The organism is Streptomyces sp. NPDC048018 (assembly GCF_043202995.1).
In the GTDB taxonomy this organism is placed as follows: domain Bacteria; phylum Actinomycetota; class Actinomycetes; order Streptomycetales; family Streptomycetaceae; genus Streptomyces.
On record NZ_JBIDBK010000006.1, the window covers coordinates 408676 to 420980 of the forward strand.

At 71.0% G+C, this 12305-nt stretch carries 11 protein-coding genes; 4 read left to right on the plus strand and 7 right to left on the minus strand.

Annotation, left to right across the window (positions count from 1 at the left end; genetic code table 11):
- Positions 1-97: 97 nt before the first annotated feature.
- The 4 genes from ACGF1Z_RS24990 to ACGF1Z_RS25005 all read left to right on the plus strand — a co-directional run bounded on the left by ACGF1Z_RS24990 (position 98) and on the right by ACGF1Z_RS25005 (position 5286).
- A complete protein-coding gene (locus tag ACGF1Z_RS24990) occupies positions 98-607 on the plus strand; it encodes a hypothetical protein (protein WP_393007548.1) in 510 nt (169 codons plus the stop codon).
- Between the two features lie 402 nt (positions 608-1009).
- Positions 1010-3343: a polysaccharide lyase 8 family protein gene (locus ACGF1Z_RS24995; protein ID WP_393007550.1), complete on the plus strand. Its 2334-nt coding sequence runs from the start codon at positions 1010-1012 to the stop codon at positions 3341-3343.
- Between the two features lie 143 nt (positions 3344-3486).
- Complete coding sequence (locus tag ACGF1Z_RS25000) at positions 3487-5070, plus strand: acyl-CoA carboxylase subunit beta (protein ID WP_393007552.1); 1584 nt, start codon at positions 3487-3489, stop codon at positions 5068-5070.
- A gap of 15 nt (positions 5071-5085) precedes the next feature.
- Positions 5086-5286, plus strand: coding sequence for an acyl-CoA carboxylase subunit epsilon (locus ACGF1Z_RS25005; RefSeq protein WP_393007554.1), 201 nt, complete (start codon positions 5086-5088; stop codon positions 5284-5286).
- Between the two features lie 259 nt (positions 5287-5545).
- Here the strand turns inward: ACGF1Z_RS25005 and ACGF1Z_RS25010 are convergent, their stop codons facing one another.
- The 7 genes from ACGF1Z_RS25010 to ACGF1Z_RS25040 all read right to left on the minus strand — a co-directional run bounded on the left by ACGF1Z_RS25010 (position 5546) and on the right by ACGF1Z_RS25040 (position 12296).
- Positions 5546-6127, minus strand: coding sequence for an ATP/GTP-binding protein (locus ACGF1Z_RS25010; protein WP_359880828.1), 582 nt, complete (start codon positions 6125-6127; stop codon positions 5546-5548).
- Entirely contained in the window at positions 6108-6665 is a 558-nt protein-coding gene (locus ACGF1Z_RS25015; RefSeq protein WP_393007557.1) for a DUF742 domain-containing protein, read from the minus strand. The genes ACGF1Z_RS25010 and ACGF1Z_RS25015 overlap by 20 nt, the downstream gene beginning before the upstream one ends.
- Positions 6666-6758: 93 nt before the next feature.
- Positions 6759-7172 carry a roadblock/LC7 domain-containing protein gene (locus tag ACGF1Z_RS25020; RefSeq protein ID WP_189983704.1) on the minus strand — a complete coding sequence of 138 codons (414 nt, stop codon included), beginning with the start codon at positions 7170-7172 and terminating at the stop codon, positions 6759-6761.
- A 10-nt stretch (positions 7173-7182) separates the two neighbouring features.
- Positions 7183-10392 (minus strand): nitrate- and nitrite sensing domain-containing protein, encoded by a 3210-nt coding sequence (locus tag ACGF1Z_RS25025; protein WP_393007559.1) that lies wholly within the window; start codon positions 10390-10392, stop codon positions 7183-7185.
- A 352-nt stretch (positions 10393-10744) separates the two neighbouring features.
- A complete protein-coding gene (locus tag ACGF1Z_RS25030; RefSeq protein ID WP_376636636.1) occupies positions 10745-11335 on the minus strand; it encodes an ATP/GTP-binding protein in 591 nt (196 codons plus the stop codon).
- Positions 11316-11723 carry a DUF742 domain-containing protein gene (locus ACGF1Z_RS25035; protein WP_393007561.1) on the minus strand — a complete coding sequence of 136 codons (408 nt, stop codon included), beginning with the start codon at positions 11721-11723 and terminating at the stop codon, positions 11316-11318. The genes ACGF1Z_RS25030 and ACGF1Z_RS25035 overlap by 20 nt, the downstream gene beginning before the upstream one ends.
- 159 nt (positions 11724-11882) lie before the next feature.
- Positions 11883-12296: a roadblock/LC7 domain-containing protein gene (locus tag ACGF1Z_RS25040; protein WP_030496942.1), complete on the minus strand. Its 414-nt coding sequence runs from the start codon at positions 12294-12296 to the stop codon at positions 11883-11885.
- Positions 12297-12305 lie beyond the last annotated feature (9 nt).

Genomic DNA, 12305 nt, shown 5'->3' on the forward strand with positions numbered 1-12305 from the left:
CCTCTGGCGGACGCGCGTAGACATGCGTCACCATCTCGGCGAGCACCACCTGCACAACCGTCCCCATCCGTACGCACGGTCACCAGCAGGAGGCACTGTGAAACTCCGCTCCGTCCTCACCGCCCTCGCCCTGGTCCTCGGCGCCCTCTTCGCCCCCGGCTTCGGCGTCCTGTCCGCCGCCGGGGAGGCCCAGGCCGCCACGAAGATCAGCCACGCCACCGCGACCTCGATGTTCCGCCAGGTCGGGATCACGTGGTCCTCGTCGGGCAACTGTTCCGACCGCTACAACTCCACCTGCACGTCCTTCGAGCAGCTCAACCTCGCCACCGCCCAGGGCGCGCAGACCCTCAAGGGGGCCAGCGGCTGCGCCCTCAACATCACCGGCGGCACCGAGACCGGGCACGCGAGCGGCACCTACTCGCACTGGAACGGCTACAAGCTCGACTTCGCCAAGGCCACCTGCGTCACCAACTACGTGAAGAACACGTTCACTTACATCGGCCTGCGCGGAGACGGCGCCCCGCAGTGGAAGTCCGCCTCCGGCAACGTCTACGCCGACGAGGGCAACCACTGGGACGTGACCTACTACAACTGCGGCGGCTGCTGAGCCCCGCCGGCGGCCGACGTCCCCCTCCGCGGCCCAAGCGGACCCCCGGAGGGGGTGTCGGACCGGAGGGCCCCCGGGCGCGCGATCGCCTCGACGGCGATCCGCGACCGGGGGCCGGCCGGTGCGCATGCCGCACCCGAACGCGCGCCTCCACTGCGGCGGCGGGCGGCGCGGGAGGACGGCGGCCGGCGGTGGCAGAACGGTGGGCGGCCCGGGCGGCCCCGGGACGGCGGCGGCAGGCCGACCACGGTCGGCGGCAGGGCGGACCGGGCGCCGGACGCGCGACCGGGTGAAGCGGGCAAGCGCTTTCGCCGTACGCCGTCGTGCTCATTGATTGCGTCGGAGAGCCGGTGCTACACCGGGCGCCAACCGGTCTACACCTCTTCCCCCGGGAGGCCTTCCGTGCCCGTCCCCCTCGCCGGCGGCTGGTCCCGCCGCACCTTCCTCGCCGCCGGCTCCGCCGCCGCGGCCGCCCTCGCACTCGCGCCCCGGGCGCGCGCCGCCGAGGACGAGTTCGAGACCCTGCGGCGACGCTGGGCCGACCTCCAGCTCGGCTCCGGCTACGACGCCGGGGCCGAGCCCTACGCCTCCCGGCTCGCCGAGACCGGCACCCTCGCCCGTACCTTCCGGAGCACCATGGCTCCCACCGCCACGTCCCTCTGGCCCGGCTACGCCTTCGACCCGCCGGCCGGCATCACCCAGAGCTACGGCCGGCTGTGGACCATGACCCAGGCCTACCTCCAGGACGGCACCGGCAGCACCGGCGACCCCGGCCTCCTCGCCGACGTCCTGCGCGGCCTCGACCACCTCTCCGAGCGGATCTACCGCACCGGCACCGTCCGTTACGGCAACTGGTGGGAGTGGCAGATCGGCTCCCCGCGGCTCCTCATGGACATCGTGGCCGCCCTCCACCCGCTCCTCGGCGCCGACCGGATCGCCGCGGCCTGCGCCGCCGTCGACCACTTCGTCCCCGACAGCGCGCTCGGCGCCTACACCGGCACCTCCACGGGCGCCAACCGCGTCGACCTGTGCCGCTCGGTCGCCGTACGCGGCGTGGTCGGCGCGGACCCCGCCAAGATCGCCCTGGCCCGTGACGCCCTCTCGCCCGTCTTCCCGTACGTCACCAAGGGCGACGGCCTCTACGCCGACGGCTCCTTCGTGCAGCACACCTGGGTCGCCTACTCCGGCACCTACGGACAGGTCATGCTCGACGGCCTCGGCCGGCTCTTCACGCTGCTCGCCGGCTCTTCCTGGGAGGTCACCGACCCGGCCCGGCAGATCGTCCTCGACAGCGTCGAACACGCCTACGCGCCCCTCATCTACGACGGCCTGATGATGGACAGCGTCAACGGACGTGCCATCAGCCGCGGTTACCTGGCGAGCGACGAGCGCCGGATCATGCGCTCCGACCACTTCCACGGACAGGGCGTCATCGCCGCCATGGCCCTCCTCGCCGGCGGCGCGAGCCCCGCCGAGCGCGAGCGCTGGCACGCCCGGGTGAAGGGCTGGATCGAGCGCGACACCGTCGCCCCGATCCTGACCGCCCGCCAGTTCGGCGTCGCCGACCTCGCCCGGCTGCACGCCGTAGCCGCCTCGCCCGTGGCCGCGGCCCCCGAGCCCACCGGGCACCGGCTCTTCGCCTCCATGGACCGGGCCGTGCACCGCCGCCCCGGCTGGGCCGCCAACCTCTCCATGGCCTCCGAGCGCATCTCCCACTACGAGTGCGGCAACGGCGAGAACCCCCGGGGCTGGCACACCGGCGCCGGAATGCTCTCGTGGTGGTCCCGGGGCCAGGGCGGGCAGTACACCGACTGGTTCTGGCCCACCGTCGACCCCTACCGGCTGCCCGGCACCACCGTCTCCACCCGGCGCCTCGCGGACCGGGCCGGCGGCGAGTGGGGCGCTCCCCGGCCGGCCGTGCAGTGGGTCGGCGGCGCCACCGACGGGGAGTTCGCCGCGGTCGGCCAGCACCTCAAGGGCCCCGGCTCCACCCTGGAGGCCCGCAAGTCCTGGTTCTGCGCCGCCGACACCGTGATCTGCCTGGGCGCCGGCATCACCGCCACCGACGGGGTGCCGGTCGAGACGGTCGTCGACAACCGCTGCCTCGGCGAGAACGGCACCGCGGCGTTCACCACGGGGCGCGGCTGGGCCCACCTGGCCGGCCACGGCGGCTGGGTCTTCCCGGCCGGCACGGCGAACCTGCGCACCCTGCGCGAGGACCGCACCGGAGCCTGGAGCGACATCAACACCACGAGCTCCACCGAACGCCGCACCCGTCGCTACCAGACCCTCTGGTTCGACCACGGCACCGACCCGGTGGGCGCCTCGTACGCCTACCTCCTGATGCCGGGCGCCGCGCCGCGCACGCTCGCCGCCCGCGCCGACGACCCCGGCTGGCTGCGGATCCTCGCCAACGGCGCCGACCGGCAGGCCGTGGAGGTCGCGTCCCTCGGCCTGACCGCCGCCAACTTCTGGCGGGCCGGTACGGTGGACCGCCTCACCGTCACCGCGCCCGCGAGCGTCCTGCTGCGGCGGACCGGGAACACGGTCACGCTGCGGACGAGCGAGCCGCCGCGCACCGGCCGGCCCTACGAGCTGGCATGGGACCGCCCGGTGAAGGCGGTGCGCACCCGGGACGCCTCGGTGGAGGTGCTGGCCGCGGGGACCGGCGGCCTGCGGCTGCGGATCACCCCGGGTACCGCGTGCGCCACCCACCGTTGTGATGTGCTTGTGTAGAAACCCTACAATCACCTGGGGTGTCTGGCTGTTGACTCGGCCTGGTGGGGTGATGCTTCTGTCAAGCCCCACCAGGATTCGACACGCGAGACTGTACGGAGTCGACGGCGGGGTTTTCGGGGCTGAGTTCGTAGGGTCGGTACATGACCGTTGTGGACCAGATCCCGAGCGAGCCCGCTGACGCCCGCGGCCGTGTGGCCGAGCTGCACGAGCTGCGCGAGCAGGCTCGGCGTGGCCCGAGTGACCGAGCGACCGAGGCCCAGCACGCCAAGGGCAAGCTGACCGCTCGCGAGCGCATCGAGCTGCTGCTCGACGCTGGTTCCTTCCAGGAGGTCGAGCAGCTGCGCCGGCACCGCGCCAGCGGCTTCGGCCTGGAGGCCAGGAAGCCCTACACCGACGGTGTCATCACCGGCTGGGGCACCGTCGAGGGCCGTACGGTCTTCGTCTACGCGCACGACTTCCGGATCTTCGGCGGCGCGCTGGGCGAGGCCCACGCCACCAAGATCCACAAGATCATGGACATGGCCATCGCGGCCGGTGCCCCGCTGGTCTCCCTGAACGACGGCGCCGGCGCCCGCATCCAGGAGGGCGTCTCCGCCCTCGCCGGCTACGGCGGCATCTTCCAGCGCAACACCAGGGCGTCCGGCGTCATCCCGCAGATCAGCGTGATGCTCGGCCCGTGCGCCGGCGGCGCGGCCTACAGCCCGGCCCTCACCGACTTCGTCTTCATGGTCCGCGAGACCTCGCAGATGTTCATCACCGGCCCGGACGTCGTCAAGGCGGTCACCGGCGAGGAGATCACCCAGAACGGCCTCGGCGGCGCCGACGTGCACGCCGAGACCTCCGGCGTCGCGCACTTCGCGTACGACGACGAGGAGACCTGCATCGCCGAGGTGCGCTACCTCCTGTCGATGCTCCCGCAGAACAACCGCGAGAACCCGCCGACCACCCCCTCCGAGGACCCGGCCGACCGCCGCTCGGACGTGCTGCTCGACCTCGTGCCCGCCGACGGCAACCGCCCGTACGACATGCACAAGGTCATCGAGGAGCTCGTCGACGAGGGCGACTACCTGGAGATCCACGAGCGCTGGGCCCGCAACATCATCTGCGCCCTGGCCCGTCTGGACGGTCAGGTCGTGGGCATCGTGGCCAACCAGCCGCAGACCCTCGCCGGTGTCCTGGACATCGAGGCGTCCGAGAAGGCCGCCCGCTTCGTGCAGATGTGCGACGCCTTCAACATCCCGATCATCACCCTTCTGGACGTACCCGGCTTCCTCCCTGGTGTAGACCAGGAGCACGGTGGAATCATCCGGCACGGCGCGAAGCTGCTGTACGCCTACTGCAACGCGACCGTCCCCCGGATCTCGCTGATCCTGCGCAAGGCGTACGGCGGCGCGTACATCGTCATGGACTCCCAGTCCATCGGTGCCGACCTGACGTACGCCTGGCCCACCAACGAAATCGCGGTGATGGGTGCCGAGGGCGCTGCCAACGTCATCTTCCGCAAGCAGATCGCGGAGGCCGAGGACCCCGAGGCCATGCGCGCGCGCATGGTCAAGGAGTACAAGGCCGAGCTCATGCACCCGTACTACGCCGCGGAGCGCGGCCTGGTCGACGACGTCATCGACCCGGCCGAGACCCGCGAGGTGCTGATCAGGTCCCTCGCGATGCTCCGCACCAAGCACGCCGACCTGCCGTCCCGCAAGCACGGCAACCCGCCTCAGTAAGAGGAGCCCACCGAAGTGACCACGCCTGCCACAGCCAGCCTTCTCCGCGTCGAGAAGGGCCACGCCGACCCCGAGGAGCTCGCCGCCATCACCGCGGTCCTCCTCGCCCGCGCCGCCGCACAGCCGGCCGAGCCCACCCGCCACGGCCGCTCCACGGCCGGCTGGCGCCGCCTGGAGCGCGAGAACGGCTTCCGCGCCCCGCACAGCTGGCGCTGACCGAGGCACCTCCCGCAGGGCCCCCGCCTCCCGCAAGGGAGACCGGGGGCCCTGCGGCGTCCCGGGACCGTGAGCCGTCCCGGTGCGGAGGACCGACCCGCCGACACCCGAGCGGGACGGCCCGCCAGCGCCGCCCGGACGGAGCCCGCGCAGGACCGGAACGCCGTACCCGCGGCGCCGTCCCCGCCGCGGTGGCACGAGAAGGCCCCGCACACCGGACCGGTGTGCGGGGCCTTCCGCGGACGTCGTACCGTCGGGACTACCGCAGGCGGGCCATGAGGGCGTGCTCGACGAGGGTGATGAGCGCGCTCTTGGCGTCCGCGCGGTGACGGGCGTCGGTCGTGATGATCGGGGTGTCCGGACCGATCTGGAGGGCCTCGCGGACCTCCTCCGGTGCGTACGGCTGGTGGCCGTCGAAGCCGTTCAGGGCGATGACGAAGGGGAGGCCCGAGTTCTCGAAGTAGTCGACGGCCGGGAAGCAGTCGGCGAGACGCCGGGTGTCGACCAGCACCACGGCGCCGATGGCACCGCGGACGAGGTCGTCCCACATGAACCAGAAGCGGTCCTGACCGGGCGTACCGAAGAGGTACAGGATCAGGTCCTGGTCCAGGGTGATGCGGCCGAAGTCCATGGCGACAGTCGTCGTCGTCTTGTCGCCCGTGTGGGTGAGGTCGTCGATGCCCGCGGAGGCGGACGTCATCACGGCCTCGGTCCGCAGCGGATTGATCTCGGAGACGGCGCCGACGAATGTGGTCTTGCCCACGCCGAAACCACCCGCCACCACGATCTTCGCGCTGGTGGTTGAACGGGCCGCGCCGCCGCTAGAGCTTGCGAAGTCCACTGAGCACCCTTTCGAGCAGTGTCACGTCTGGCTGACCGCCGGCGGCCTCGTCGCCGCCGGGCTGGTGAATGGCGACGAGTCCGGCCTCGGCCAGGTCGGCGACGAGAATCCGGGCAACGCCGAGGGGGATGGAGAGAAGGGCCGAGATCTCCGCGACCGACTTGATCTCGAAGCAGAGCCGGCAGATCCGCTGGTGCTCGGGCAACTGCCCCTGCAGCCGGGCCGGATCGGCCGTCGTGCTGACCAGCGCCTCGATGGCGAGCTGGTAACGCGGCCGGGTCCGGCCGCCGGTCATGGCGTAGGGACGGACGAGCGGGTTGTTGCCGCCCGCGCCCCCCGCGCCGCCGCTGCCGCCCCGCCGGCCCGTGGGCGCGCTCGGCGGACCGGCAGGCATGGACTGCTGCTGCTGGTAGGGCTGCGAAGCACCCTGTCTGCTCGGTGCGGAGGGAAAGTTGAAGCGGTTCTGCGCGGTGTCGCCCAGCGAACCCTGATGCGCGTCAAAACCGTTGTAGGGGCTTCCGCCCGGGGGTGTGCCCACGTCTCCTCCTCCGACTGCCTCGCGGCCCCATGTCCCTTGGAACCGCGCCACCGCACCCTACGGTGCGGTGGCGAGAAACGCACTGTCTGTCTGTTAGTTGAGAAGACTTCCCTGAAGTTCCGCCCGCAGGTCGGGAGTCAGGACGCTTCCCGCTCGGTCGACGAGCAGTGCCATCTCGTAGCCCACGAGACCGATGTCGGACTCGGGGTGGGAGAGCACGGCCAGCGAGGAGCCGTCCGAGATCGACATGATGAAGAGGAAGCCGCGCTCCATCTCCACGACGGTCTGGTTGACCGCGCCGCCCTCGAAGATCCGGGACGCCCCCGCGGTGAGCGAGGTCAGTCCGGACGCCACCGCCGCCAGCTGGTCGGCGCGGTCGCGGGGGAATCCCTCGGACATCGCCAGCAGGAGGCCGTCGGCGGAGACCACCACCGTGTGGGACACCCCGGGGGTGTTGTCCACGAAGTTGGTGATCAACCAGTTCAGATTCTGCGCCGCCTGGCTCATCGCGCTCACACTAACGCTCCTGGTGGTAGGTGTTGCCCGGGCCGAGGCCCGATCCGTTCGTGTCCGTTCCCGCGCTGCGTCCCTGCTGGATGCCGCGGCGCAGGTTGCTCAACCTGCCCCGGACGTCCTCGGGTGCGCGGGAGACCTGGGGGCCGCCCTGCGGGGTCTGCTCTGCCGCTCCCTCGACCAGGTTGGCCTTGGGAACCCGTCGCGGAAGGCCGGAGGGGGTGACCCCGCCCGCCTTCGGGTCGCGGAGCTTCTCGGCCCGGGACCAGCGCTCGTCGTTGGCGGAGCGCCATTCACCGGTGCCGTCGGCTCCTTCGACGCCCGAGCCCACGGGCTGGGCCGGCGGTGCGGGCTGCTGCGCCGCCTGCGGGGTCTGCGGCGCCTGGGGGGCGACGCTGCCGCGGCGCGGCAGACCGGCGTCGGTCAGCGCGTGGCCGGCGTCCGGGGTGGGACTCGGCGTGGCACCCGGACGGTCGAAGCCTACGCGCTCGCGGTCCTGTTCGGGAGCGACCGCGGCGGATTCCGATTCCGTTCCGAACTGCTGCTCGTAGCCGCCGCCGTAGGAAGGCTGCTGCTGCCAGTCACCCTGGTGGGGCTGGGTTTCGTAGCCGTTCTCGTACCCCGCGTGGCCGACCTGGCCGCCGTCGTACGCGGCTTCCGCATACGACTGCTCCGGGTACCCCTCGGGGGACTGCTCGTAGCCCTCGTACCCCTGCTGCTGGTAGCCGTACGCGTCCTGACCCTGCGGGTAGTCCTGCGGGTACTCGGTGGGGTACGCGGCTGCGTACTCCTGCTCGTTCTCCTGCTGTACGTATGTCTGCTGCCCGTGCATGCCCGGCGCCGACTCGTCCTGGAAGAGCGGCTGGTCGCCGTCCTGGTGTGCCTGGGCCTCCAGGGCCGCCCGGCGCTCCTCGCGCATCAGCGAGCGGTTGACCGGGTCCAGCTGGCGCTCGTCGGCCGGCTCCTCGTAGCGGGAGTCGTCGAAGCCGAGCTCCGCCGCGGTGCGCATCGCTTGCGGCTGCGGTTCGAAGGCGGTCTGCGCCTGCTGCGGGATCATCTGCGAGACGGTGAAGTCGTCGTGCAGCGGCTGCTCGCCGCCACCGCCGTGCGTGATCGCGTCCGGCAGCATGACCAGCGAGGTGGTTCCGGCCTGCTCGCCCGAGGGGCGCAGCTGGACGCGGATGCCGTGCCGGTCGGAGAGGCGCCCGACCACGAAGAGGCCCATGCGCTGCGAGACGGCGGCGTCCACGGTCGGCGGGTTGGCCAGCTTGTGGTTGATGTCCGCGAAGTCCTCGGCGGTGAGGCCGATGCCCTTGTCGTGGATCTCGACCATCACGCGGCCGTCGGGGAGACGGGTCGCGGTGACGCGGACCTTGGTCTGCGGGGAGGAGAACGTGGTGGCGTTCTCCAGGAGCTCGGCGAGCAGGTGCACGAGGTCGGTCACGGCCTGGCCGTGGATCTCGGCCTCGGGGACGCCGGCGATGTCGATGCGCTCGTACTGCTCCACCTCGGAGGCGGCGGCGCGCATGACGTCGACCAGCGGGACCGGCTGGTCCCAGCGGCGGCCCGGCTCCTCGCCGGCGAGGACGAGGAGGTTCTCGCCGTTGCGGCGCATGCGGGTGGCCAGGTGGTCCAGGCGGAAGAGGTTCTCCAGCTGGTCCGGGTCGGCCTCGTTGTTCTCCAGGTCGGTGATGAGGGTCAGCTGGCCCTCGATCAGCGACTGGTTGCGGCGCGAGAGGTTCGTGAAGATCGCGTTGACGTTGCCCCGGAGCATGGCCTGCTCGGCGGCGAGCCGGACGGCCTCGCGGTGCACCTGGTCGAAGGCGCGGGCGACCTCGCCGATCTCGTCCTGGGAGTCGATCGGGATGGGCTGGACGCGGGTGTCGACCCGGCCGGGCTCGGTACGGGACAGCTGGTCGACGAGCATCGGCAGGCGCTGCTCGGCGATGCCGAAGGCGGCGTTGCGCAGCTCGCGCATCGAGCGGCTCATCTGGCGGGCCATCATCCCGGCCAGGATGAAGGCGGCGAGCAGGGCGACGACGACGACGCCGCCGATGACCCAGGCGTCCGTCTTGGCCTCGTCGGAGATGTCGGCGGCCTCGGTCACGGCCTTGTCGACGAGCTCCTTCTCGACCTCGGTGTAGCCGTCGAACTTGGCGGTGGCGACCGCGCTCCAGGTGTCGGCGGTGATGCCCTGCTTCTTCAGGTCGGCGATCGCCTCGGCGTCCTTGGCGGAGCCGATGGCCTGCGCGACGCCGGCGTAGACCGAGGAGTCCTTGCCGCTGCCCTTGGGCAGCTCGATGCCCAGGGCCGCCATCTTCTTGGAGCCCTCGGCGGCCTTGCCGGCCATGACCTCCTGGAGCCGCTCCACGTCGGCCTGCGTACCACCCGACTGGTACTCGCCGAGGGCGATCTGCTCGAGGTAGTTGTACGAGTTGAACGCAACCGACTGCTGCGCGAAGACGTCGTCCTTCTTGCTGGGGCGGATCAGCAGCTGGGTGCCGATCGACCGCTGCAGGGACTCGGCGGCCTTCGCGAGCTGGATCGCGTAGACGGTGCGGCCGTAGCTGGTGATGTTGCCGGTGCCCAGACCGAGCTCGTTGGAGAACTCCATCAGGTAGTGCTGGACCTCGGTGTACCCGAGCTGGGTGTTCGCCGGGTCGAGGGAGCGGGTGTAGGCGACCTTGCGCAGCGCCGTCAGCTTCGGCTCGGCGTTGCGGAAGAGGCCGAGGCGGCGCTCGAGGCCCTCCCCGCTCGGCATGTTCCTGGCGGCCTCGTCGAACTTGACCTTGGCGGCGTCGGTGGCGGCGTAGGCCTGGGTGACCTCGTCGCTCTCGCGGTCCGCGGGGGTCTTGGCCTTGAGGAGGGGAGCGGCGGTGAGGTCACGCTCGTTGAGCAGTGCCTGGCTGTAGTCCGAGGCGGCGCGCACGATGAGCGCCGTCTTCTCGGCGTCCTGCGCCTCCTGCCAGGTGTCGATGGCGGCCTTCACCTGGAAGCCGCCCATGACCAGACCGACGAGCACGGGTATGAGGAGGATGGCGTTCAGTCGGGTGGGCACGCGCCAGTTGCGCGGCGACAGCTTGCTGGCGCTGCCCTTACGCACCGGGGCCGGCGACGTCACGGGCTCGTCCGCGGGCGGGAACACCGCACGCGACGGCGGCGTGAAGTTGCCCCGCGTCTGCTGCTCCGCGGAGCTTTCCTTGCTGCGCCTCACTCGACCAACAACCTCTCGGCGTCGGCACCTACGTCGTGCCGGGTGTTTCGTTCAGGGCCGTACTACTCGGGAGTTCATGAATTCCAGCACGTGAAGGGGGTCCCTTCCAAACAGTGCGAAGCAGCCGGTTTCTGGGCCTCACGCCACAGATAAAACGGGCATAAAGAGCGAGCCCCGCCAAAAGGCGGGGCTCATGTGAGCACAGTGGCACCGATCGGATGCATCGGGTGTCCGAGGCGCCCCAATTCTCTGTCGAAATGTTATGAACGCGGAGGCGGTCGTGTCGAAGGACACAGACCGCCCCCACAATCTCTACGACAACTGCCGTATATCAACTTCTCGTTGTTGTGTACTACTTCAGACGCGCCATGAGGGCGTGCTCGACGAGGGTGATGAGCGCGCTCTTGGCGTCCGCGCGATGGCGCGCGTCGGTCGTGATGATCGGGGTGTCGGGCCCGATCTGGAGCGCCTCGCGCACCTCGTCCGGCGCGTACGGCTGAGCGCCGTCGAAACCGTTCAGGGCGATGACGAAGGGGAGGCCCGAGTTCTCGAAGTAGTCGACGGCCGGGAAGCAGTCGGCGAGACGCCGGGTGTCGACCAGCACGACGGCGCCGATGGCACCGCGGACCAGGTCGTCCCACATGAACCAGAAGCGGTCCTGACCGGGCGTACCGAAGAGGTACAGGATCAGGTCCTGGTCCAGGGTGATGCGGCCGAAGTCCATCGCGACCGTGGTGGTCGTCTTGCCTCCGGTGTGCGTCAGATCGTCGATGCCCGCCGAGGCCGCCGTCATCACGGCCTCGGTACGCAGCGGATTGATCTCGGAGACCGCACCCACGAACGTGGTCTTGCCCACGCCGAAACCGCCCGCCACCACGATCTTCGCGCTGGTGGTGGAGCGGCCCACAGGAGCGGAGCCGCCGCTAGAGCTTGCGAAGTCCACTGAGCACCCTTTCGAGCAGTGTCACGTCCGGCGTGCCGCCGGCCTCTCCGTTACCCGGCTGGTGGATGGCCACCATGCCCGCCTCGGCCAGGTCGGCCACGAGGATGCGGGCCACACCGAGCGGCATCGACAGCAGCGCCGAGACCTCGGCCACCGACTTCACCTCACGGCACAGGTGGCAGATCCGCTGGTGCTCGGGGAGCAGGGTGGCCAGGTGCGCCGGGTCGGCCGTGGTGCTGACCAGCGCCTCGATGGCGAGCTGGTAGCGCGGCCGGGTCCGGCCGCCGGTCATCGCATAGGGACGTACCAGCGGCTGGTCGCCCTCAGCTCCGTAGCCGTCGTCTATGGACGAGCCGTACGGATCGTGAGAGGCGGGGGGCGGGGTCATGAATCCTCCGGGCGTGACAGCAGAGACTTCTGCCGTCTGATGGGGCCGGTGGGGGGCCGGATGGGGCGGCCGGACGGTGAACGGTCCGGGTCGATGCGGAGGGGCGCACCGACCCGTGCGTGTCGGTTCGGGTACGGACGGATACGAGTCGGGGTGGAGCTAGTGGAGCAGGCTGCCCTGGAGCTCGGCCCGCAGGTCCGGGGTGAGCACGCTGCCCGCCCGGTCCACGAGGAGCGCCATCTCGTAGCCCACGAGGCCGATGTCGCACTCCGGGTGGGCGAGCACGGCCAGCGAGGAGCCGTCCGAGACGGACATCAGGAAGAGGAAGCCGCGCTCCATCTCCACGACGGTCTGGGCGACGGGTCCGCCCTCGAAGATCCGGGACGCCCCCGCGGTCAGCGAGGTCAGTCCGGACGCGACCGCCGCCAGCTGGTCGGCGCGGTCGCGGGGGAACCCTTCGGACATGGCAAGGAGCAGTCCGTCGGCGGAGACCACGACCGTGTGGGACACCCCGGGGGTGTTGTCCACGAAGTTGGTGATCAACCAGTTCAGATTCTGCGCCGCCTGGCTCATCGCGCTCAA